The following is a 21,599-nucleotide window of genomic DNA, read 5'->3' as shown; positions in this document are numbered from 1 at the left end:
GCCGTGTCATGAGCGATGATGAGTTTCGCCCCGCGCAGATGATCAAGGCGCGGCTGCAGGACCGCTTGCGCAGCGAAGGCGCGCTGTCCGTCGCCGCCTTCATGGCGGAAGCGCTGTTTCATCCCATGGCGGGGTTTTACGCCACGAAAGACCCGCTGGGCGCGGCGAACGATTTCATCACTGCGCCCGAGATCAGCCAGATGTTCGGCGAATTGCTGGGCCTGTGGGCGGCGGAATGCTGGATGCAGATGGGCGCGCCGTCACGGGTCGAGCTAATCGAGCTGGGGCCGGGCACGGGCCGGATGATGAGCGACATGCTGCGCGCGGGCCGCGCCGCGCCGGGCTTTCTGGACGCGGTCCACGTGACCTTGATCGAGGCGTCTCCCGCTTTGAAAATGGTGCAGGGTCAGACGCTGGCGAATGCACAGGTTCCGATCCATTGGGCGAAGGATTTCGAGGCAGCCTCCTCGGGGCCCGCTATTGTGATCGGCAACGAGTTTCTCGACTGCCTGCCGATCCGTCAGGCCGTGCGTCACCAGGGCCAGTGGCGCGAACGGGTGGTGACGCTCCATCCCGAAGACGAGGACCGATTCGGCTTCGGGCTCGGACCCGTGCTGAGCGAGGCGGATATCGGCTATATCGCCCCCGCCTTGCGCACGGCGGAGGAGGGCGCGTTAGTGGAGCTGCGCCCGGGCGACCAGCAGCAGATGGAGCAATTGGCGGGCCGCTTCAACCATGATCCAGGCTACGCCCTGTTTGTGGATTACGGCTCGTCACAACCGGAGACCGGCGACACGCTGCAAGCCATCCGTGCCCATCAAAAAGTCGATCCGCTTGAGAACCCCGGCACGGCGGATTTGACGGCCTGGGTGGATTTTGACCGGTTGTTGCGGCTCGGCCTCGATGCGGGCCTAGAAGCCTACGGCCCCATGACCCAGGGCGATTTCCTGACCGAGCTGGGGATCGAGCAACGCGCGGCGGTTCTGGCGAAATCCGTGGACGCGGCGGGCCAGGCCCGGCTCAAGCGCCAGATGCATCGCCTCCTCTCGCCAGAGGATATGGGGACGCTGTTCAAGCTGGCGGCGTTCAGCGCACACGGTTTGCCGCCCGCGCCGGGGATCGCGCCGTTCAGCCGTTAATCCTCAGACAGATGCGTCTCGATGATGCGGGCGATGACGCGCTCGTATTCCTCAAGATCTGAGGGTTTGACGAAATAGCCGTCGGCGCCCGCGTCAAGCGCGATGCGGATCTCATCTTTGAGGTTGGAGGTGGACAGGCTAATGCAGGGGACGCCGATCATCTTCTGACAGGCTTTGACGAGTTTGATGAAGTCTGTGCCGGACATGCCGGGCAGGCGACTGTCGACAAGGCAGAAATCAGGTTTTTCGTCATGGCTGCGGATATAGGTCAAGGCGTCTTCGGCGCGTTCAAAGACCTGAAGATCGCCAAACCCCTGCGCCGTCAACGCATCCGTGATCAAGGTCGCATCAATCTGGCTGTCTTCAATGATCAGGCTGGTCATCTGGTAGCTCCTCAATCCGGGGGAAGGTGAGAATAAACCGCGCCCCCTTGTCATAGTCGGGGTCGACCATGATCGCACCGTCATGAGCTTCCATGATCCGCGCGCAAAAGGCCAGCCCGACGCCGGATCCGGGCACGTCGCTGCGATAGCGCTGCATCATCTTGAACACGCCTTCGGCTTGACTGGCGGGAATGCCGGGGCCGTTGTCGGCGAAACGGACCACGTGACCGTTCGCGATTTCCTGACTGTCGACAGTCAGGACGATTTTGGGCGTGTCGGCGTATTTGACGGCGTTATCGACCAGATTGCGAAACAGGTGCGCCAGCAAGGTCTCATCACCCTGCACGATCGGTTCGCCTGCGACGTTCAGCGTGATCGGCGCGTTGGGATAGTACTCATAAAGCAAGGTTTCGAGCAGGGGTTTGAGCGCAGTGGTGTTTGAAACCGCCTTGGTCTCCACCAGGTCTGAATAGCTTAACAGCGTGTCGATCAGTATCAGCATATCGCGGGATTTCGATTTCATATCATGCAGATACCCTCTGGCCTTGAGGCTTGCAGTATCGCCGAGCTCGCGCTGAGCGAGGTCGGCCAGCAGTGAAATCTGCCGCGCGGGCGCCTTGAGATCGTGTGACGCCCCCGCAGCGAAATCGCGCAGCGTTCCGTTTGAGCGCTCCAGCTCGGAAGTGCGCCGTTGCACCTGACGTTCCAGCGAATTGGTCAGTTGTGTGAGCTGACGTTCGGCGCCCGTGCGCAGCTTCACCTCGTCTTGCAGGTTTTTATTGCTCTCAGCGAGTTGAGCGCTGCTGGGCATGGCCAGCGCTTTGGGCAGGAGCGGCCATAGGACGACAGCCGTGGCGACCGAAACCCCCGCGGTAGCGAGCTTGAGCCCGCCTTCGATGAAATAGGCCGGCGTCCAGACCGTGTAGATCGAGAACAAATGCGTCACGCCGCAGAAAATGATGAAAAGAATGAACAGATAGGCGACCGGTCGGAACAGGATGTCAGGCCGTTTCACCGAGATCCACCAGATCACGACGGGTATGGACAAATAAGAGAGGCCGATCAGCACATCCGCCAGAACGTGCATGATCAGGATGTCCAGGCGCCACAGATAACACATTCCATGCGGCATAAATCCGTGAAGCGATTGCATGAAGTCCTCAAAATATCAGTGCGTTTGAACTCAACAGCTTGAGCTAGTCGCCTTAAGACAATCTTCCAGTAACAGGCGAGTGATGCGCCTGACAGGGGAAATTCGTCCGTTCACGCCCTGATAATCATGAGGGCAAGCCCGGCGCCCCGCCGCTTTGCCACGGGCGCGTATCCTGCTATGAGCGCCGCGACCCAGAACACCGGAGAGGGCAGATCATGAAACTGATGTGCGGCAACGCCAACCGACCCTTGGCCAAGGCCATCGCCGATTATCTTGACGCCCCCCTGTCGGACGTGGAGATCGAGCGCTTTGCGGACGGCGAATTGTTCGTGCGCATTGACGAGAACATGCGCGGTCAGGATGTCTTCATCATCCAGCCCACCTCCGAGCCGGCCAATGACCATCTGATGGAGCTGTTGATCTGCATGGACGCCCTGGCGCGCGCCAGCGCCAACCGGATCACCGCCGTCATCCCCTATTTCGGCTATGCCCGACAGGACCGCAAAACCGGCGGCCGCACGCCGATCACCGCCAAGCTGGTGGCCAATCTGGTCGCCGAAGCCGGCGCGCACCGGGTTCTGACCATTGATCTGCACGCCGGTCAGATCCAGGGCTTTTTCGATATTCCCACCGACAATCTTTTCGCCACCCCGGTGATCGAGGACGATATCCGCCAGCATTACGATGTAGAGGATTTGCTGATCGTGTCGCCCGATGTGGGCGGGGTGGTGCGCGCGCGCTCGCTGGCCGGGCGCCTGGGCGCTGACATCGCCATCGTGGACAAACGCCGCCCCAAGGCGGGTGAGTCCGAAGTGATGAACATTATCGGCGATGTCGAAGGTCGCCGCTGCATCATCTTTGACGACATCATCGATTCGGGCGGCACGCTGTGCAATGCGGCTGCGGCGCTGAAGGACAAGGGCGCCAAGGAAGTCTCCGCCTACATCACCCATGGCGTTTTGTCGGGCAAGGCGGTCGAGCGCATCTCCAACTCTGTTCTCAAGGAGCTGGTGGTGACGGATTCCATCGACGTGACCGCCAAGGTCAAAGCGGGCAAGAATATCCGCTCGCTGTCCGTGGCGCCGCTTCTGGGCGAGGCGATCCGGCGGATCGCCAATGACGAGTCGGTCTCCAAGCTCTTCGACTAGCCTTTCCGCCTCGCGCCGCGGCGAAGAGTCAGCGGATCGCTTGCGCTCATCGCAAGCATCCGCTATACGCCGCGGCTCGAAAGTTCTTACTCAGTCACTGATGGCTGAACGAAGCGCGCGCCGCCAAAACCGGCGGCGCTTGCGTTTAAACCGATTTCGTATGGGACCGGATCATGAGCGATATTGTTCTCTCCGTCGAAGTGCGCGAGCGCACAGGTACTGGCGGCTCGCGTGAGACCCGCCGCAACGGCTATGTGCCGGGCGTTCTTTATGGCGGTGACAAAGGTCCCGTCGCGATCGCGCTGAAAAACAACGAAGTGATCAAGGCGATCAATTCAGGGTCCTTCCTGGCCTCGATGATCACCATCGATCACAAGGGTGAAAAGCAGACCGTGCTGACGCGCGACGTGCAATTCCACCCGGTGCGCGACGAGCCGGTGCACATTGACTTCCAGCGTGTGGACGAAACCACCGTCATCACCGTTGAAGTGGCGGCTCAGTTCCACAATGAAGAGAAGTCTCCGGGCCTGAAGCGCGGCGGCATCCTTAATGTTGTGCGTCACGCGATTGAAGTGAACGTGCCGGCGGGCTCCATCCCCGATCAGATCGATGTGGACCTGACCGGGTATGACATCGGCGATTCCATTCACATCTCGGCTGTGACCCTGCCCGAAGGCGTGAAGCCGGCGATCACCGATCGTGACTTCACCATCGCCACCATCCAGAACTCGCGCGCTGCTCGTGACACCGACGAAGCTGACGCTGAAGGCGAAGAGACCGAGACCGAGGCCGAGGGCGACGAGGAGTAATCCTCTTCCCTTCGCCGGAAACGGACGTAAAAGGCGGCTGGCGGACTTTAGTCCCGGCCGCCTTTTTCATTTGTGGAGCGCGCCATGCATTTGATCGTGGGCCTGGGCAATCCGGGCGGCCAATACGCCGGCAACCGTCACAATGTCGGGTTCATGGCGCTGGACGCCATCGCCGAGGATTGGCGGCTCGGGCCGTGGAAGAAACGCTTTCAGGGGCAAACCGCCGAAGGGGTGGTGGAGACCGCCAAAGGGCCGCGCAAGGTGCTGCTGCTCAAGCCTGAGACCTATTACAACGAGGCCGGGCGCGCGGTGGCCGAGGCGGCGCGGTTCTACAAGATCGCGCCTGAGAACATTCTCGTCTTTCATGACGAGCTGGATCTGGCGCCGGGCAAGTTCCGCCTCAAGACCGGCGGCGGTCATGCGGGCAATAACGGCCTGCGCTCCACCAAGGCGCATATTCAGGGCGAGTTCAAACGCGGGCGCATCGGCATCGGCCATCCCGGCGACAAGGCCCAGGTGACCCATTGGGTGCTGGGTAATTTCTCCAAGGCTGAAGAGGTGTGGCTGGGGCCGTTGCTGGACGCCATTGCGCGCGCCTTCCCGTTGATCGTGGAAGACAATGACGACGCCTTCCAGACCAAAGTGACCCATCTGGCGCCCGCGCCCTAGCGACCGGATCATCACAATTTTGCCTGCTTGCGGACGGGAATACGCCTTCAAAAACACGCCAGAATATCACGCTTTTGGCCATCTGCGGCCATAAGCGCCCATCACTCTCGACCCTGCCAGACGACGGCGGCGACCCTCAGACGCCCCGTCAGAGTCTGGCCTTAGAGTAAGGAGAGAGACTGATGAAACGCCAAGTTCTGATTTCAACGATCGCCGCTGCTGCCTTCGCGGGGACCGCATTCGCCGAAGCCCCGATGTTTGACACGGTTGATGTGGACGGCGACGGCCTCGTCACCCTGTCTGAAGCCCAGGCTGTCGCGCCTGAGCTGACCGAAGATGCGTTCACAGCATTTGACGTGAACGCCGATGGCGGCCTGGATGAAGGCGAGTTTGAAGCCTGGGTGGCCACTCTGCCGGCGGACGATCACGGCGACCACCAGTAAACACCTCGCTTCACACCCTCGCACGTTCCCCAGCGTGCACGGCCGGGGCCGGTTGCCATTGCAACCGGCCCTGTGTCGTTTGGACGGTGTGGCGACGTCAGATGAACGCGTTGTCAGGCTTGCGGCGAGGCGGCCTTAATAACGCCTTGAGCTTTCCTTCTTGCAGCCCTTAAGGCGTCACAGCGCACGATGAGAGTGACAGGGCTCCTCCCCGAGCACCCGCCGCAAGGCGGACGAACCTTCCCATCTGGCCGGCTGCTTCGTGCAGCCGGTCGTTTTTTACGAGCCTAGATGGGAAGGCTGGGGGGATTCAGGAGCAGCAGGACCGCAAGATAACCGATATACGCCAGCGTCAAGGCCATGCCGGACACGCGCCCGATGGGGCGGCGCAGAACAGCGTAGGCCAGGATGGCCAGCGCCGCGGCCGTCATTACCCAGAAATCAAGCTGGAAGAATTCCGCCTCCACAGGGGCGGGCGCGCCCGTCACGGCGCCGGCTGCAATCCCGGTGATGCCGCCGACGGCGCAGATATTGAAGATGTTGGAGCCGACCACATTGCCGATCGCCATGCCGCCCTGTTTGCGCATGGCGGCGATGAAGGCGGTGGCCAGTTCCGGCAAGGAGGTGCCGAACGCCAGAATGGTCAGGCCGATCACCGCATCGGAGACATTGAACAATTCGGCGATGCCGACGCCGCCGTCCACGATCAGTTTCGCCCCCACAGGCAGCATGACCAGACCGCCTAGCAGGAACAGCGCCACCATCGGAGCCTTTTGCGGCAGTCCTTCCATCTGATCAATGTCAGTCAGTTCCGCGATCATCGGGTCGTCGCGATGGGCTTTCGCGGTCAGGGCCAGAAATCCGATATAGCCGATAATGCCGGCGGACAGGATGGCGCCATCGATCAGACCCAGCCCGCCATCCCAGCACAGGGCGATGAACAGGGCGGTGAAGGCGAGGGCGATCAGGGCGTTGCGCTTCACCCCGGGCGCGGTCGAGGCGATGGGCGCCAGGATCGCTGGGAGTCCCAGCACCAACAAGACGTTGGCGATATTGGAGCCGACGATATTGCCAATGGCGAGGCCGGGCGCGCCTTCCACAGCCGCGGCGGCGCTGACCATCATTTCAGGAGCGCTGGTGCCGAAAGCGACGATGGTCAGACCCACCAGAAGCGGCGGCACGCCCATCTTGCTGGCGAGCGACGTTGCGCCGCGCACCAGGATGTCGCCGCCCGTCAAAAGGACGACGATGCCGCCAAGCACCATCAGGCTGAACAGGACAATATCAGGCATGGAAAAATCCGGCGCGGGCGGGATCGGCTCCCGCCGGCGGCCTTAATCCAGGCGCTTGTTGTCGATCAGGTTGAGGATCGCAAAGATGCCGAAAGCGAGGCCAAGGGCGACAAGAGCTGCCATGAAACCGGTCCTTCTGATGAGTCGGGTTTGCGCGTTGCGCAGGGTCATCCGCGCATATAGCGCGCCGCAGCGGTGAGAGGAAGACTTCTCGCTCGAAGTTCACCAGTCATTGACACCGGCCAGCCATGATCGCTTGTATGGATATAACCCAAGCGGGGACTGCGTTCATGGCTGACGACATCACATCTGACACCAAGAGCCGTCGTCTTCTGGAAGCTATATCCGAAGTTCAGGCGATCTATATTGGCGGCGATGAGGACGCGCACGCCTTTTTCCAGCGCTTGCTGGATATTCTGCTGGACATCACGGACTCCGAATACGGCTTTGTCGGCGAGGTCGTCGGGACGGGCGACGGCGTCCGCCCCTGGTTGCGAACCTGGGCGACCACAGACATCAGCTGGGACGAGAATTCCAGGGCGCTCTACGGCGCTGCGGGGGTTATGGAGTTCACCAGCACTGACCTCCTGTTCGGCTCGATTTTAAAAGACCGCGAGGCTGTCATCGCCAACGCCGGGCCGGGTGAGTCCCTCAAGCTCCGGCTGCCGGACGGCCACCCGCCCATGACCTCTTTTCTCGGCCTGCCCATGATGAGCGGTGACGAGTTGCTGGGCGTGGCCGGCGTCGCCAATCGGGACGGCGGATATGACGGAGACTTTCCGGACTTTCTCAAAACCCTGACCAACACCATGGGGGCGTTCATCAAGGCGCGCCGCTTCGAGGACGCCGCCCGTCGCGCCCAGCAAAGGCTCGAGCATTCAGAGACCCGATATGCGCTGGCCATCCGGGGGACAGGCGCGGGGGTCTGGGAATGGAATGCGGACGATCAGAGCCAGTACTGGTGGCCCCGGCTGAAATCGATTCTCGGCTTTCCTCCCAGCTATGAGCCGCCGACATCGAAGCTCGGCGCGGATTTCGTTCACCCGGAGGATTTGTCGCGATACCGCCAAACACTCCATCGCCATATGATCAGCGGCGAACCCTTCCAGATTCAGGTCCGCCTGCGACGCGCAGATGGCGCCTGGATCACCGTCAATTGTCACGGCCAGCCGGAGCGGGACGGGGACGGGGCGCTTCGGCGCATGGTCGGCACCATGGTCGATGTCAGCGATCTGGCGGATGCACAGGACACCGCGCTCAAGGCCCGGTTGACTGCCGAGGTGGCGATCTCCAGCGCCAATATGGGCCGCTGGTGGTATTCCGTTGATGAGGAAGCGATCCATCTGGACGCCCGCTTTGCAATGCTGCTCGGACGCCCTGAACTGGATGGCAAGCCCTTTTCCATGTCTGAAATGTTGTCACTGACGGTGCCCGAGGATCGCGACAGATTGGTGTCCGCCATCGCCTCGGCGCTTGAGGCTGCTGGCGGACGACTGAGCGTGTCCCATCGCATTGTCCGCGCGGACGGCGAATTGGTGTGGCTGCAAGTGGATGGCGCCGTCATTGAGCGGGACAAGCATGGCAGGCCGCGGGAATTGACGGGAATCGCCGCCGATCACACCCCCTTGCGCAAGGCGGAAGACGAAGCCAATGAATTGCGCCGGCTTTACGAGCTGGCGATCACGAGGTCTGATCAGGCGGTTTTCGACATAGATTTCAAGGCGGACCAGGTTTTCGCCTCGCCCGGCTATTACGAGATGCTGGGCAACCCGCAACCCACCGGTGTGCGGCGTATGACCGATTTCCTTGAAGCGGTGCATCCCGATGATCTGTCCAACGTGCAGCGCGTGATGCGGGAGCCGGATCTGGAGGGGAGCGGAGTTGGCCCCCACAAGCAGCATCTCGTATTCCGATTGCGCCGGGCCGACGGCGGCTATCTGTGGATTGAAGGCGCCGGTGAAATGATCTGCGACAGCGCGGGGCGCCCTGAACGCATGTCCGGCACCTTGCGCGACATTACCGACCGTCGGCGGTTCGAGCAGCGTGCGCGTGAGGCCGGGATGCGGGCGCAGATGGCGCTGCGCGTGGCGGGGCTCGGCGTCTGGGAGCTGGATGTGCTCCAGAACACGGTGCGCGTGGATGAGACATTGGCGTTCATCCTGGGGGCGCCTGCGCTTGTCGAGGGGCTGAGGGACCCTGAAGAGCTGTTCAGTCTGGCGCATCCCGAGGATGTGGAGCGGGCTCAAAGGCTCTTTTCGACCTTGCTGGCTGAGGCCGCAGACCAGCTGGTCATGGAGCACCGTGTGATCACCCCGTCAGGCGCTGTGGTGTGGATCAAGGTGCATGTCCGGGTTACGGGTCGCGGTGAAGACGGAGCCCCCTCGCGTATTGTCGGCATTGTCGAGGATCTCTCTCAGCAAAAGGCGGCGGAGGACACGCTGAAAAGCGCCCTGGCGCGCGCCGAGGCGGCGAGCGACGCCAAATCCCTGTTTCTCGCCAATATGAGCCATGAAATCCGAACGCCCCTGAACGGGGTTTTGGGGATCGCGCAATTACTGGCGCTGACCGATCTGAGCGAGCGGCAAAAAGAGTTCGTGCAAACCATCCGCTCGTCGGGCCGGGCGTTGCTTTCGATCATCGAGGACATTCTGGACCTGTCCAAGATCGAGGCCGGCAAGCTCAATCTGGTCAAACGTCCGAGCCGATTGTCGGACATTATTTCTGAAACCTGTCAGGCGCACACGCCAGAAGCGGCGCGCAAAGCTCTGGCCTTGACCCTGAATCTCGCGCCGGAGCTGTCCGGCCTCGCGATGATTGACGCCAATCGCGTGCGGCAGGTGCTCAGCAATCTGCTGAGCAATGCCGTGAAATTCACAGAGGCCGGCTCAGTGCATGTGGACGCCGTGCGGTTTGAAGACGAGATTTTGCGCGTAGAGGTGCGAGACACCGGCCCGGGGCTGAGCGAGGCCGTACAAAGCCGGGTTTTTGGTCGTTTCGAGCAAGCCGACATGTCCCATAGTCGCAGCCATGAAGGATCGGGGCTGGGGCTCGCCATCGCGCGCGAGCTGGTCGAGCTGATGGACGGGCGGATCGGCGTGAACTCCCGTGTGGGCGAGGGCGCGTGCTTCTGGTTTGAGATGCCGGCCCCCTCCGCCAGTGCGGATGACGCACCGGTCGAGATGATGGCGTCTGACCGTTTGATCACGCCTGAAGGCGCTGACGATGACACGCATATGCGTGTGCTGGTGGTGGACGACCAGCCGGTCAATCTTGATGTGACGGCCGAAATGGTGCGCCAGGGCGGCTGCCACCCTGTCGTCGCCGCCAGCGGACGCGAAGCGCTTGATCTGTTGCAAGCGGAACGGTTCGACGCCGTGCTGATGGATTTGCACATGCCCGGCATGGGCGGAGAAGAGGCCATCCGGCGGATTCGTTCCGGCGAGGCGGGCGAATCCGGGGTGCCGGTCTATGTGGTCAGCGCAGACGCCACCGCTGAGACCCTCACCCGTGTCGGGGCGCTGGATGTGGATGGATATTTCACAAAGCCTGTGGAGATGCAGGCGCTGGTCGAGGCGCTGAACGGCTTGAAAGGCCGTTCTCTCACTCACGCGCCCAAGCTGGCCGATTCATCGCCCTGAACTTGAGATGTGGTGGTTTCACACTATGTGAAAATCATCACGGATCATTAAGGAGATGATATGACTGAGAGTCTTGAAAAGAACGAAGCGCGTCAAGCCGTACGCAAGGGTTGGCAAGAAAAAGTCTTATACGCATCTTTGGCCGGATCTGTTCTCGTTTTGGCGATTGCGGCGATAATCGTCATCACGTAATTTATTTATTCAGGTTTCCGGCCTGAGTTGTAACTCCCGGTGATGTCGCGGCGGCCGTCACCGCCTGTCCCGACGCGTATCCGGACGACGAGCCTCGGGCGAGGCGATGGCGGTATGATAGCCATACTTTATTGAGCTTGCTGAATGCAGCTTCAGGTCGGTGATTGCCTGATTGTGACGTGTGTGCGCTTTGTAGCGCCACTCAGTTAGTCCTAGTTACGGCATTGGGCGCCAGACCGACCGGGCGCTGGCTCGCATCCCCAGCATTGAATGGGCCCCCGCAACCGGGGCGTTAAAGCAATCTTAATTAAAGCTGCGCCCGGGCCATAAGCAATGCTAAGGTCATTTTGCGTCGCCCGTGGGGAGGCGACGCTCCGGTTTTGAGGGAGGCCGATATGGGGCTGATCTTCGCGCGCGCGACCAATGCGACATTCACGATTTTTCTGTCATTCGTCCTGTCCTACATCATGCTGATCGCCATGGGCGTCACATGGCCGGAAGGGCTCGACTGGCTGGTGCAGCGCGCCAAGGAAGTGGAGGCGATGATCGTGCGCCCCGGCATCCCCGTCCGCTACAAGGTCTGGCTGGATCTGCTGATCGAGGAAGGCGCGATCCTCTTGCTGTTCTTCACCATGGTGGCGCGCATTCTGGTGGCGATCGTGGGCACTGCGATGAGCTCTCCGTTCAAGAAGCATTAGCGGGCGTTTCAGACGCAGAAACGCAACTGGTCAATCCCGCCGGATTTGGGCAGTCTCGCCCTATGACGGATCTGCGCCCCGCCCATATTCTGGTCGTTGATGATGATGATCGCATTCGTGATCTTCTGACCAAGTTCCTGCGCGCGCGCGGATTGCGCGTCACGGCGGCGCCGGATGGGGCGAAAGCTCTGTCTTTGCTGGCGCAGATGCGCTTTGACCTGATCATTCTGGACGTGATGATGCCCGGCGCAGACGGGTTTGAAGTCACCGAAACTGTCCGCCGCAGCGACGCCACGCCGATCTTGCTGCTGACTGCGCGCGGCGAGCCGGAAGACCGTATCAAGGGGCTGAGCCTGGGGGCGGATGATTATCTGGCCAAACCGTTCGAGCCTGAAGAGCTGGTGTTGCGCGTGCAGGCGATCCTGCGTCGCGCCCTGCCGCAGACGCGTGGCCCCTCGGCGGTGGCGTTTGGCCCGTGGCGGTTCGAAATCGAGGCCGGGCAGCTGAGCCAGAACGGCGCCTCGGTGCGCTTGACCGGCGGGGAGACGGCCCTGCTGGCGGCGCTGGCCAGGTCCAATGGCGAGGCGGTGTCGCGCCAGGCGCTGTCTGAACAGGCCGCCAATGGCGCTGGCGAGCGGGCGGTGGATGTGCAGATCACCCGGCTGCGGCGCAAGATCGAGACCGATCCCAAATCCCCGCTCTATATCCAGACTGTCCGCGGCTCGGGCTACAAGCTGGTCGCGGACCCGGTCTATGACGGCGCTGAAGGCTAGGCCGGTGCGCTTTTCCCTCAAACCCTATCTGCCCAAAGGGCTGTTTGAGCGCTCGCTCTTGATCATCGTGCTGCCCGTCGCGCTCATGCAAGGGGCGGTGACCTGGGCGTTTTTCGAGCAGCACTGGCAGACGACCACCGCGCGCCTGAGTGAAAGCGTCGCCGGGGAAGTGGCGCTGGTGGTCCGGCTTTATGAGCGCGACGGCCCCGAACAGTTTGACGCGCTGGCCAATCTCGCCTTCGCCACCACCGATCTCAGCGTCGAGTATCGCGAGGGCGACACCCTGCCCACCACGCGCCGCACGGCGTTTTTCCGGGCGCTGGACCGCACGCTTCGAAGCGCGCTGGGGGCGGAGCTGGATCACGCCTTCTGGTTCGACACCACGCGCTACCCTTCTTATGTCGACATAAGGGTGCAGGTGGAGGGCGGGGTGCTGCGCTTCATCGCCGTGCGTGACCGGGTGTTCGCCACCACCGGTCATATCTTCCTGATCTGGCTGTTTCTCGCCACCGGGCTCTTGCTGACCGTCGCCATCCTGTTCATTCGCAATCAGGTCAAGCCGATCCGCCAGCTCGCCGAAGCCGCCGAAGCGTTCGGCCGAGGCCAGGATGTGGAGCGGTTCAAGCCCGCCGGCGCCCGCGAAGTGCGGCGCGCCAGCGCGGCGTTCCTGGACATGCGCGCGCGTCTGAAACGTCATATCGAGCAGCGCACGCAATTGCTGGCGGGCGTCAGTCATGATCTGCGCACCCCGCTGACGCGCCTGCGCCTGCAGCTCGCCTTGATGCCGCAAAGCGAGGAGCGCGACGCCGCGCGTCGGGACCTTGCCGACATGGAGGCCGCGCTTGAGGAATATCTCGCCTTCGCGCGCGGACAGGCCGGGGAGGAGGCGGATACGCTCGACCTCACCGCCCTGTGCGAAACCCTGGCCGACGATGCGGCGCGCGAGGGCGTGGATCTGGAGCTCGAGCTGGAGGACGGGCTGACGGCCCCGGCGCGAGAAAGCGCGCTCAAGCGCGCCCTCTCCAATCTGGTGTCGAACGCCGCCGCCCATGCCCGGACCGTGCGCCTGAGCGCCCGCCGCAATGGCGCGCGGATCGAAATCCTGATTGATGATGACGGCCCCGGCATTCCCGGCGATCAGCGCGAGGAGGCGTTCAAACCGTTCTCGCGCCTCGATGAAAGCCGCAACGCCAACCGCAAGGGCGTGGGCCTCGGCCTCGCCATCGCCCGCGACACCCTGCGCGCCCATGGCGGAGACCTGCGCCTTGAGGACTCGCCCTTGGGCGGTCTGCGCGCCCGGGTGAGCCTGCCGGCCTAGACGCGCGATTGTCTCCCTCTGTCCGTCAGCACGAGAAGGGATGCGCGGCGCCCGCATCCTTACAACACCTCATCCGGCCCCGTCTTCAGCGTCCGGCCCCTGTCTGTGGCCTTAAAGATAAATCCGTCCCGAAGCAGCCGGATCTGGTGCTATATATTGCGCTTATACATTAATAAGGGCTGATTAATGTATATAAAGTGAGTTGTTACTTCTTCCGTTGCAAATAGCCACCCGTGGCCACGCTGATCTGAAGTTTGTGATCCATTTCTTTATTGATCTCAAATTTATCATTATGCTTCAGCCAGGCATCAACAGCGGTTTTCGGGTTGTCGCCGGCCCCCCAAGGCCGCCCGAACAGTAACGGCTCTTCAAGCGCGTCGATCACTGTATCAAAGACGATGCAATAGCTGCCGACTGAAACGAGGGGAGCATACGCCTCCAGTTCCTTCAGCACATGATCATGGCCGTGATGGCTATCGAGGCACACCAGAACGGTCTTCGCGTCTCCCACAGCCTGGCGCACCGATGCGATCACATCAGCATCCACCGAAGATCCCTCAATCATCGTAATACGATCCTTGAAAGGATGGTGATCAATGGCCTTCCGGGTATGAGGACGGATATCAATATCGACACCGATCACGCGACGCCGGCTGGATAGGGGGTCACCGGAGCTTTCTGTCTCGCTGAGGTCGAGCAGCGCCAACAAGGACGCCGACAAGCTCAACGACCCGCCGCGAGCAATACCGGTCTCCACAATCACATCCGGGCGCACCTGCCAGACAATTTCCTGCAGCGCCATGATGTCTTGCGGGTACTGGATAATCGGGACGCCTAACCAGCAGAAATTATATGAATATTGGGCCGCAATCGAGGCTTCCAGAAAAGCCTGTGCTGCTGACCCCAGATGGGAGTCCTGCGACATCGCCTGAAGGCGTTTGCTGACTTCGGTCTCATACTGATCCACTGAACATGCCTCTCAACTTATACTGATCGCCTACAAGGCTTTGAATTTCATCGAGATAATTCGCATTCATGACGGTAATCTCGGTCCCCGCAGGCAGATCCGCCAACCCGACCTCAGGGCTCATGACCTCAAGGCCTGTTAACGCCAGAAAGCGCCCCTGCTTGGCAGGATTGATATCAATGACCCGATGGACGGGACAGCCTGCGCGCTGGCACATCAGGGCGTATATGACGCCTTTTGAGGCTCCGCCCCAGATCACGCGCTGAGCCCCCTTCGTCGTTCTTACTTCTTGCTGCACGCCCTGCATGAAGTCTTTCGGAAATCGCACTGCCATGTCGGGCTGGCAGGTCGGGTTGCGGAGGGTGGAGAGATCGCAGACCACACGGAGATATTGCCCATCAAATCCACGATCACAGTACAAGACGCGACCGAACATGTTGTGAAAGTCATGCATCCTGAAATAGTTGACGTGCTCGTAAAAGATGTCGAACCAGGCGCGCGCCTCACAAATCCAGTCAAAACAGGGAACTTCGATATAAATAAGCGTCCCCGGATCAGCCTTCGCAGCGATTGCCTGTAAGAACCCGACAGGATCCTGCACATGCTCCAGCACATGTCTGAGCACGATATGACTGCCCGCGAGAGGCTCCTGTCCGGTGTACAAAGCGCTGACGATGTCGCGGTCATCGCCAATATAGGCGGGATCATAGCCGCGAACACGTTCCCCGCGCGCCCGAAGCACATCCAGGAAGCGCCCCATCCCGCAACCGATCTCAACATAGGCGGGCCCGCGCATCTCTTTCAGGATCAGATCAGCGACGTCATTGAGATGGGCTTCAAAACGCGGGCTAAAGCCTTGATCATTCTCGTAATCCTGATCATAGACCACACGATCTGGATCAAAGGCTGCATTATAGACCAGCCCAGTCTGCTGGCATTCGACCAGATGGATGTCTCCGGTTAGACTGTTCAAAGCGGCATGCCGGGTATCGAACATCTTGTTCTGTAAGGCTGGATACGCTTCAAAGCGAATGAGAGATCGGAGGGTTGAGCTCACAACCGGTTCTCCTGGGCTGCTTGAGAGGCGCTCCAGGGTTCACCCACAAGGCAGGCGGGATCGCCAGGACGGTCGGGCCGAGCCCCGAAACGCAACAAGTCCTCTCGACCATACTCCGCCGCAATCCGTCGCGCGAAATCGGCCACTGTGACAGGTTCACCTGAGCAGATATTGGCGGCGCCTGTCGTTTTTGACAACGCAAAGCGGGACAGCTGTTCCCCGACGTCTTCGATACGCATGTAGTCGCGAATTTGACGCCCGGAAGTCAGGTCAACAGCTTCTCCTGCTGCAAGACGCGCATGCAAATACGGCGTCAGCCTGCGCGGGTCTTCCTGGCCACCATAAATGTGAAACAGCCGGGCCCAGGCGAACTCTGCGCCCATACGGTCATAAGTGGCGCGGAGCGTCTGGTAGACGCTCGCCTTTGCACAGGCGTAAACCGAAACAGGCGCGAGCGGGGTGTGTCGGGTCAGATACCCATAAGAGGCATCATATTCCAGGCAGGTTCCGACACCGACAAAGCGTTTGACGCCCATCTTGAGAGCTTCATGGGCAAACCTGAGCGTTCCGGACACACACAGAAGATTATCTGCGGCATGCAGATAGTCTTCAGCATCCACATACCAGGCCAGATGAAGAACGAGGTCGACCCCGTCCAGGGCCGCGCGGAGCGCGCTCTCCGAAGCCGTGAAAAAATCGGGGAAGACAACAGGCTCATCAACGCAACCGATCGCCTGAGAGGGGTCGCGGACCACACATCTCAGGACATGCCCCGAACCCGACAATGAGGGCAGAAGCGCGCGACCTACATATCCGGAGGCGCCTGTGATCAGAATGCGCACGGCTCAGTTCTCCGCAATGTCAGATGTGATGAATTGCGTACCATAGCGTTTCAAATGCGTCAGCTGGCGTTCTATCTCATCAGCAATATTCCATGGGAAGATCACCAGATAATCAGGCGGATTCTGATCAAGCGCTTCAGGCGGTCGGATGGGAATATGGCTTCCCGGCAAGAGCTTACCCTGTTTGGACGGCGCGGCGTCACAAACAAAAGGCATCAAGTCCGGCTTGACCCCGGCATAGTTGAGCAAGGTGTTGCCCTTGGCTGCTGCACCATAACCTGCAACGCGACGCCCTTCATTGTGCGCCTTTAGCAGAAACCGGAGGAAGGCATTCTTGCGCGAGTCAGTCTGACTCTGGAACTGCGCATACCCTTCAGCGCGATCGAGACCTGCGGCGCGTTCCTCAGCGAGCCCGGCCCGGACCGCCTCGGTCTGAATATGGGTCGCGCCCTCAAGGCAGCCCCAAACTCTCAAACTGCCGCCATGGGTAGGCAAGCGCTCTACATCAAAAAGCCGTAACCCGCATGCCTTGAATATTCGGTCTACGGCCAACAGGGACAGGTATGAATAATGCTCATGATAGATCGTATCAAACTGACAGTCCCGGATGAGATTCAGAAGATGCGGAAATTCCAGGCTGATCACGCCTTCAGGCGTTAGCAAGTGTGCCAGCCCTTGCGTAAAATCAATAATATCAGGAACATGGGCGTAGACATTATTGGCCAAGACCAGGTCTGCCCGACGATGCTCGACCAGTTTACGAGCCAACTGGACGCCAAAGAACGCTTCAACCACCTCGATGTCGGCTGCGCGGGCGGCAGCGGCTGTGCTGGCCGTCGGCTCCACTCCCAGACAAGGCACGCCAGCCTGCTTCATATACTGCAGCAGGTAACCGTCGTTCGAACCGATTTCGATCACATACGACTCGGCTGACAGACCAAACCGCTCTATTGCGGTTTCACAATAACGACGCGCATGAGCCAGCCAGGACGTGGAGGTCGACGAGAAGTATGCGTAATCCGCTGCGAACAGACGCTCACGTTCGGTGAAATCCTCTGTTTGCACGAGCCAACAGTTTTCACACACCCCCACCCGGAGTGGGAAAGTCAGCTCAGCTGAGTTGGCCGCTTCCGCATTGATATAGGCGTTTGACGGCGGCGCATGCCCCAGATCAACCAGCGTGAGGGATACGGGGGACGCGCAATGACGGCATGAAAAGGTCATAACTCAACAGGTTGAATAGATGAGAGAGAGGGAAGGGCGCGATCCTTATGCGATACCTCACCCACAGGCAGCGGCCAAGCGATATCCAGATCCGGATCATCATGACGGACCCCGCCTTCGACCTGAGGCGTATAAGCGCTGGAATGAAGATAGATTAATCGGGCGTCATCGGTGAGCGCCTGAAAGCCATGTGCAACGCCATGGGGAATGTAAACCGCATTATGCCGCGAGGCATCCAGTCTCACACTCTGCCATTGTCCGAAAGTCGACGATTTCGCCCTTAAGTCCACAAGCACGTCAAAGACAGCCCCGGCCACACACTGCACCAGCTTGATTTCTGCATGCGGCGGATACTGCAAGTGCATGCCGCGAACTGCGCCTTTTGCTTTTGTCAGCGACCTGTTGTGCTGCACCCAATGAGTGTTGAGCCCATGCTCCGCAAACGTGGACTCACAATAGAAACGAGAGAATTCCCCTCGGTGGTCGGCATGCACCCTCGCGGTGATTTCATAAGCGCCTGCAATAGACAACGGTTCGATGTTCACGCCTGAGCCTCATGATCGAGGATCTGGTTTTGCGTGAGCGCGATCGGATCTGCGCCTTCATGGGCCTGCCGATACCAGTCAATTGTCTCGGTGACGGCGCGCTCGAAATCCCACCGCGGCCGCCACCCGAGCAGGTCGCCTGCGAGGTCTGCATTCAGCCTCAAGGTCTTGGATTCCGGCATCACCGAACTCGCGCAATCAGTTTGCGTAGTCCCTGGCCACCGCTTCAAGGCCACCTGCACCAGGTCAGCAACAGAGCGCCTCTCTTCTTTAAAGGGGCCGAAATTGAGCGCGCGCTGGAACGTTCTCGTATCCGCTCCTGCTAATGCTTCACCCAATTGTAGATATCCCGCCAGTGGATCAAGCACATGTTGCCACGGGCGAATGCTCTGAGGGTTCCGTAAGTTCAGAGTTTGCTTTGAGGCCAGAGCGCGTACCAAATCGGGCACTATGCGATCTTCCGCAAAGTCACCGCCACCGATGACGTTCCCGGCACGAGCCGTCGCCAGACGCGCGCCTGTTTCTGTAAAATAGGATTGCCGATAGCTATGGACGGCCAGCTCGCTTGCCGCCTTGGAAGCCGCATATGGATCATTCCCACCCAGCGGGTCGGATTCGTCGAAAGGTGTATCGGTCTCCGCATTGGCGTAAACCTTGTCAGTGGTCACCATGACGACCGGACAGTTGGCCTGCGCCTCTCGGAGCGCCTCGAGCAAATTGACGGACCCGAGCAGGTTCGTGCGCCAGGTTTCAAGCGGTTCCCGATATGAACGCCGCACAAGGGAGCTGGCCGCCAAGTGAAGAATGATATCGGGCTGCGCAGCGTCCAGACGCGAACGCAAGGCCGCGTAATCGCGAATGTCCACGATATGATGGTCAACTCGCTGTTGGTGGCCTAGGCGCACGAATAAATCGTCCTGGCTTTCCGGCGGCAGAGCCGCACCGAAAACGCGCGCTCCCTTCATCAGAAGCTGTTCTGACAACCATGCGCCTTTGAAGCCGGTATGGCCGGTGATCAGGACGCGCTGACGAGACCAGAAGCTCATCTGGGCTAGGCCCAGCTTTGCCAGGGCGCCGCCCCGGTTTCCCACAGACCCTCAAGCTGCTGCTTATCGCGCAGGGTATCCATCGCGGCCCAGAAACCGCTATGCTTATAAACGCTTAACTGCCGTGTTTTCGCCAATTCCATCAGCGGCGCGCGCTCCCAGGACACATCATCACCGTCTATCAAGTCGAGCACGCTGGGCTCACAGACGAAAAATCCGCCATTGATCCATTGCCCGTCGCCCGGCAATTTTTCATGGAATCCCACAACATGATCGCCATCAAGCTCAAGCGAGCCAAAACGCCCCAAAGGCTGGATCCCTGTCACAGTGGTCGCGCATCCGGAAGTTTCATGATGCTTGAGCAACTTCCCGATATCGATATCGGAAACGCCATCACCATAGGTCAGGAAGAACCGGTCATCCAGAAAGGGCGCCACACGCTTCAAGCGACCGCCTGTCATGGATTGTTCTCCAGTGTCGATCAGGGTTATGCGCCAAGCTTCGCTGCGACTGCGATGAACATTGATCGTGTCACTTTGCAAATCAATGGTGACATCTGAGACATGAAGCATATAGTTGGCGAAATACTCCTTGATCATATAGCCTTTATAACCACAACAGATGACAAATTCGTCAAATCCATAATGGCTATAATGCTTCATGATGTGCCAAATGATTGGCTTGCCGCCGATCTCGATCATAGGCTTGGGTTTCAGGTGGGATTCTTCACTGATGCGCGTGCCCAAACCACCCGCTAGAATGACAACCTTCATTGTATTAACTACCGTTTGTATATCGCACAGCTTGCAGAGTAAGGTCTCTAAACGAACAGAACCTAGTGCTCGCTACTCTTAGTCTGCTCCTGAACTTTTTTCAGCAACGTCCAGGCAGATTTGTCTTCAGGGTCTACCTTCAGGAGTGACTTCAGAATTATCCCCGCCTCCTCATACTGATCTCTGGAAAGCAGGGCCTCCGCTTGTGTCTTGCGTGCTTTTGCAATTGTGCTCTGAATTGCGCCCAGTTTCTGAGGAGCCACTCGCGTCATGATGGACTGCATGCTCGGCAAAACTGAATATACAAGTTGAGAGGCGTCCTTGACATTTTTCACTCCGATCCCGTCACAATTCATGACGAAGATCAGACCGTCTGCACTCGTCTGACTTTTCGTGATGCCGTAAGCGGGGGGGTCATTCCTTATGCTTTTGATGCTCTCGGCCTTGAGATTGACAGACCAATTTTTCGCGATCTGCCTGATCTGATCTAACTCTGCTTCAAAGTTTGAGTCGTCATGCCGATCAACCGCACTGTCCAAAAGATACTGAACCGCACCTTCCGCATTAAAGTGAAGCGGCTTCCCGATAATTTTTTCCAGCTCTGGCTGCATCCTCAGCTGGGCTGAAATGATTGTTGCAGCGTTAGATGTAATGGCCACGCCTTCAATGGCGCTAACATCCTTGGGCTTGATGTTGGCGTCCTTCGCAAATGACTTGTACATTTCGGCTTGGCTTTGGGGCAGCCTGATATGACCGGATTGGCTTTTACCGCCCGCACCAGAAACAAACAAAGTGCGCTCTATTTCCAGCAATCCTTTGGCGAAGGCCAGATTCATGTATCCCGAATCAAAATCGGGGATCATGTCCAGTATGTATGCGCCGCGCGCCGATTTTATTCTTTCCAGCAAATGTCTGGATACAAAATTACGGTAGACGCTAGGGCCTGTGCCTATTCTGGTTTTATACGCGTAAGCGTTTTCAATGACAGAGGGCGTGTTTTCTACATACTTTGCATCGGTGCCGGTAGAAAACCGGATTGTATTTTGTCTGGGCGGATAGGGGTAATCCGGCCATTTATACCGGGCTGAGGGGCATCGCAGAATGTCTGCCTGGGTCAAACTCTGATAAAAATCAGCCCATAGCAGCGCATCCGGTAAAATCGCGTCATCGTCACCAATGACACAGATATATTGGCCGGACGCCTGATTGAGCGCCTCTTCCCAATTTTTCGTCATCGAAGAAATATCGGGTCTGTGAAAATATTTCACCTTGTTGCAGTGATCGATTGCTTTGATTTTATCTGACAGGCTGTCGACTGTGCTGCAATTGTGCACGATGATTTCAAAATCATTGTAATCAAGACTTAATGCGGAGCGTAGGGACTCGACGGCATAGACATCGCGATTTTTGGTGGGTATTATAATCGAATATTTAATCATCAGTTTTAATCAAGATTATCTGTATTCCGTAGCGTGGCGAATCTATAATTA

The 21,599-nt window shown here is 59.3% G+C and carries 21 protein-coding genes; 10 read left to right on the top strand and 11 right to left on the bottom strand.

All coding sequences use genetic code 11. The features are described from left to right. The first annotated feature begins 8 nt into the window (after positions 1 to 8). Positions 9 to 1,139, top strand: a complete 1,131-nt coding sequence (locus tag ACP154_RS01865; protein WP_421857363.1) for a class I SAM-dependent methyltransferase — start codon at positions 9 to 11, stop codon at positions 1,137 to 1,139. On the opposite strand, the gene ACP154_RS01860 is transcribed toward ACP154_RS01865, so the two are convergent. Continuing rightward, positions 1,136 to 1,522 (bottom strand): response regulator, encoded by a 387-nt coding sequence (locus tag ACP154_RS01860; protein WP_421857365.1) that lies wholly within the window; start codon positions 1,520 to 1,522, stop codon positions 1,136 to 1,138. The genes ACP154_RS01865 and ACP154_RS01860 overlap by 4 nt on opposite strands. Further along, a complete protein-coding gene (locus tag ACP154_RS01855) occupies positions 1,503 to 2,675 on the bottom strand; it encodes a sensor histidine kinase (RefSeq protein ID WP_421857367.1) in 1,173 nt (390 codons plus the stop codon). Before ACP154_RS01855 ends, ACP154_RS01860 begins: the two co-directional genes overlap by 20 nt. Before the next feature lie 215 nt (positions 2,676 to 2,890). On the opposite strand from ACP154_RS01855, the gene ACP154_RS01850 reads away from it, so the two are divergent. The 4 genes from ACP154_RS01850 to ACP154_RS01835 all read left to right on the top strand — a co-directional run bounded on the left by ACP154_RS01850 (position 2,891) and on the right by ACP154_RS01835 (position 5,744). After that, on the top strand, positions 2,891 to 3,823 hold the full coding sequence (locus ACP154_RS01850) for a ribose-phosphate pyrophosphokinase (protein ID WP_107711412.1): 933 nt from the start codon (positions 2,891 to 2,893) through the stop codon (positions 3,821 to 3,823). A gap of 173 nt (positions 3,824 to 3,996) precedes the next feature. Then, the gene (locus ACP154_RS01845) at positions 3,997 to 4,632 is read left to right on the top strand and encodes a 50S ribosomal protein L25/general stress protein Ctc (RefSeq protein WP_421857369.1); all 636 of its coding nucleotides are present in this window, start codon (positions 3,997 to 3,999) and stop codon (positions 4,630 to 4,632) included. Positions 4,633 to 4,716: 84 nt separating this feature from the next. Beyond that, a complete protein-coding gene (gene pth, locus ACP154_RS01840) occupies positions 4,717 to 5,301 on the top strand; it encodes an aminoacyl-tRNA hydrolase (RefSeq protein ID WP_421857371.1) in 585 nt (194 codons plus the stop codon). Positions 5,302 to 5,483: 182 nt separating this feature from the next. Continuing rightward, positions 5,484 to 5,744 (top strand): hypothetical protein, encoded by a 261-nt coding sequence (locus ACP154_RS01835; protein ID WP_107711409.1) that lies wholly within the window; start codon positions 5,484 to 5,486, stop codon positions 5,742 to 5,744. 287 nt (positions 5,745 to 6,031) lie between these two features. Here the strand turns inward: ACP154_RS01835 and ACP154_RS01830 are convergent, their stop codons facing one another. Next, positions 6,032 to 7,036, bottom strand: a complete 1,005-nt coding sequence (locus ACP154_RS01830) for a calcium/sodium antiporter (RefSeq protein WP_421857373.1) — start codon at positions 7,034 to 7,036, stop codon at positions 6,032 to 6,034. 290 nt (positions 7,037 to 7,326) lie between these two features. On the opposite strand from ACP154_RS01830, the gene ACP154_RS01825 reads away from it, so the two are divergent. The 5 genes from ACP154_RS01825 (at position 7,327) to ACP154_RS01805 (ending at position 13,655) form a co-directional block, all read left to right on the top strand. Beyond that, the gene (locus ACP154_RS01825; RefSeq protein WP_421857375.1) at positions 7,327 to 10,674 is read left to right on the top strand and encodes a PAS domain-containing protein; all 3,348 of its coding nucleotides are present in this window, start codon (positions 7,327 to 7,329) and stop codon (positions 10,672 to 10,674) included. A 60-nt stretch (positions 10,675 to 10,734) separates the two neighbouring features. After that, on the top strand, positions 10,735 to 10,866 hold the full coding sequence (locus tag ACP154_RS01820; RefSeq protein WP_421857377.1) for a hypothetical protein: 132 nt from the start codon (positions 10,735 to 10,737) through the stop codon (positions 10,864 to 10,866). Between the two features lie 395 nt (positions 10,867 to 11,261). Further along, on the top strand, positions 11,262 to 11,564 hold the full coding sequence (locus ACP154_RS01815) for a hypothetical protein (RefSeq protein ID WP_107711406.1): 303 nt from the start codon (positions 11,262 to 11,264) through the stop codon (positions 11,562 to 11,564). A 62-nt stretch (positions 11,565 to 11,626) separates the two neighbouring features. Further along, positions 11,627 to 12,337 carry a response regulator gene (locus ACP154_RS01810; protein ID WP_421857379.1) on the top strand — a complete coding sequence of 237 codons (711 nt, stop codon included), beginning with the start codon at positions 11,627 to 11,629 and terminating at the stop codon, positions 12,335 to 12,337. Continuing rightward, the gene (locus ACP154_RS01805) at positions 12,318 to 13,655 is read left to right on the top strand and encodes an ATP-binding protein (RefSeq protein ID WP_421857381.1); all 1,338 of its coding nucleotides are present in this window, start codon (positions 12,318 to 12,320) and stop codon (positions 13,653 to 13,655) included. The genes ACP154_RS01810 and ACP154_RS01805 overlap by 20 nt, the downstream gene beginning before the upstream one ends. Before the next feature lie 205 nt (positions 13,656 to 13,860). Here ACP154_RS01805 and ACP154_RS01800 read toward each other — a convergent pair whose 3' ends face one another. The 8 genes from ACP154_RS01800 to ACP154_RS01765 all read right to left on the bottom strand — a co-directional run bounded on the left by ACP154_RS01800 (position 13,861) and on the right by ACP154_RS01765 (position 21,548). Beyond that, on the bottom strand, positions 13,861 to 14,622 hold the full coding sequence (locus ACP154_RS01800) for a cephalosporin hydroxylase family protein (protein WP_421857383.1): 762 nt from the start codon (positions 14,620 to 14,622) through the stop codon (positions 13,861 to 13,863). Then, positions 14,609 to 15,619, bottom strand: coding sequence for a class I SAM-dependent methyltransferase (locus ACP154_RS01795; protein ID WP_421857385.1), 1,011 nt, complete (start codon positions 15,617 to 15,619; stop codon positions 14,609 to 14,611). The genes ACP154_RS01800 and ACP154_RS01795 overlap by 14 nt, the downstream gene beginning before the upstream one ends. 56 nt (positions 15,620 to 15,675) lie before the next feature. Then, positions 15,676 to 16,521, bottom strand: a complete 846-nt coding sequence (locus ACP154_RS01790; RefSeq protein WP_421857387.1) for an NAD-dependent epimerase/dehydratase family protein — start codon at positions 16,519 to 16,521, stop codon at positions 15,676 to 15,678. Positions 16,522 to 16,524: 3 nt separating this feature from the next. Next, positions 16,525 to 17,745 (bottom strand): class I SAM-dependent methyltransferase, encoded by a 1,221-nt coding sequence (locus tag ACP154_RS01785; RefSeq protein WP_421857389.1) that lies wholly within the window; start codon positions 17,743 to 17,745, stop codon positions 16,525 to 16,527. Further along, positions 17,742 to 18,290, bottom strand: coding sequence for a dTDP-4-dehydrorhamnose 3,5-epimerase (rfbC, locus tag ACP154_RS01780; protein ID WP_421857391.1), 549 nt, complete (start codon positions 18,288 to 18,290; stop codon positions 17,742 to 17,744). Before rfbC ends, ACP154_RS01785 begins: the two co-directional genes overlap by 4 nt. Beyond that, complete coding sequence (gene rfbG / locus ACP154_RS01775) at positions 18,287 to 19,336, bottom strand: CDP-glucose 4,6-dehydratase (RefSeq protein WP_421857393.1); 1,050 nt, start codon at positions 19,334 to 19,336, stop codon at positions 18,287 to 18,289. Before rfbG ends, rfbC begins: the two co-directional genes overlap by 4 nt. Positions 19,337 to 19,341: 5 nt before the next feature. Further along, a complete protein-coding gene (gene rfbF, locus ACP154_RS01770) occupies positions 19,342 to 20,109 on the bottom strand; it encodes a glucose-1-phosphate cytidylyltransferase (RefSeq protein ID WP_421857395.1) in 768 nt (255 codons plus the stop codon). 62 nt (positions 20,110 to 20,171) lie between these two features. Beyond that, positions 20,172 to 21,548: a glycosyltransferase gene (locus ACP154_RS01765; protein WP_421857397.1), complete on the bottom strand. Its 1,377-nt coding sequence runs from the start codon at positions 21,546 to 21,548 to the stop codon at positions 20,172 to 20,174. Positions 21,549 to 21,599: the final 51 nt, after the last annotated feature.

The sequence above is a fragment of the Oceanicaulis sp. genome, assembly GCF_965249665.1.
Lineage (GTDB): Bacteria > Pseudomonadota > Alphaproteobacteria > Caulobacterales > Maricaulaceae > Oceanicaulis.
The sequence above is the reverse complement of the archived record's forward strand: the minus strand, read 5'-3'. Positions and strand labels throughout refer to the sequence as shown.

Excerpts from the sequence above, each read along its gene's own strand:
- ACP154_RS01765 (WP_421857397.1), bottom strand. The coding sequence starts at position 21,548 with ATGATTAAATATTCGATTATAATACCCACCAAAAATCGCGATGTCTAT.
- ACP154_RS01830 (WP_421857373.1), bottom strand. The coding sequence starts at position 7,036 with ATGCCTGATATTGTCCTGTTCAGCCTGATGGTGCTTGGCGGCATCGTC.
- ACP154_RS01850 (WP_107711412.1), top strand. The coding sequence starts at position 2,891 with ATGAAACTGATGTGCGGCAACGCCAACCGACCCTTGGCCAAGGCCATC.
- ACP154_RS01855 (WP_421857367.1), bottom strand. The coding sequence starts at position 2,675 with ATGCAATCGCTTCACGGATTTATGCCGCATGGAATGTGTTATCTGTGG.
- pth (WP_421857371.1), top strand. The coding sequence starts at position 4,717 with ATGCATTTGATCGTGGGCCTGGGCAATCCGGGCGGCCAATACGCCGGC.
- ACP154_RS01815 (WP_107711406.1), top strand. The coding sequence starts at position 11,262 with ATGGGGCTGATCTTCGCGCGCGCGACCAATGCGACATTCACGATTTTT.
- ACP154_RS01825 (WP_421857375.1), top strand. The coding sequence starts at position 7,327 with ATGGCTGACGACATCACATCTGACACCAAGAGCCGTCGTCTTCTGGAA.
- ACP154_RS01785 (WP_421857389.1), bottom strand. The coding sequence starts at position 17,745 with ATGACCTTTTCATGCCGTCATTGCGCGTCCCCCGTATCCCTCACGCTG.
- ACP154_RS01805 (WP_421857381.1), top strand. The coding sequence starts at position 12,318 with ATGACGGCGCTGAAGGCTAGGCCGGTGCGCTTTTCCCTCAAACCCTAT.
- ACP154_RS01835 (WP_107711409.1), top strand. The coding sequence starts at position 5,484 with ATGAAACGCCAAGTTCTGATTTCAACGATCGCCGCTGCTGCCTTCGCG.
- ACP154_RS01865 (WP_421857363.1), top strand. The coding sequence starts at position 9 with ATGAGCGATGATGAGTTTCGCCCCGCGCAGATGATCAAGGCGCGGCTG.
- ACP154_RS01860 (WP_421857365.1), bottom strand. The coding sequence starts at position 1,522 with ATGACCAGCCTGATCATTGAAGACAGCCAGATTGATGCGACCTTGATC.
- ACP154_RS01795 (WP_421857385.1), bottom strand. The coding sequence starts at position 15,619 with ATGTTCGATACCCGGCATGCCGCTTTGAACAGTCTAACCGGAGACATC.
- rfbG (WP_421857393.1), bottom strand. The coding sequence starts at position 19,336 with ATGAGCTTCTGGTCTCGTCAGCGCGTCCTGATCACCGGCCATACCGGC.
- rfbF (WP_421857395.1), bottom strand. The coding sequence starts at position 20,109 with ATGAAGGTTGTCATTCTAGCGGGTGGTTTGGGCACGCGCATCAGTGAA.
- ACP154_RS01820 (WP_421857377.1), top strand. The coding sequence starts at position 10,735 with ATGACTGAGAGTCTTGAAAAGAACGAAGCGCGTCAAGCCGTACGCAAG.
- ACP154_RS01810 (WP_421857379.1), top strand. The coding sequence starts at position 11,627 with ATGACGGATCTGCGCCCCGCCCATATTCTGGTCGTTGATGATGATGAT.
- ACP154_RS01845 (WP_421857369.1), top strand. The coding sequence starts at position 3,997 with ATGAGCGATATTGTTCTCTCCGTCGAAGTGCGCGAGCGCACAGGTACT.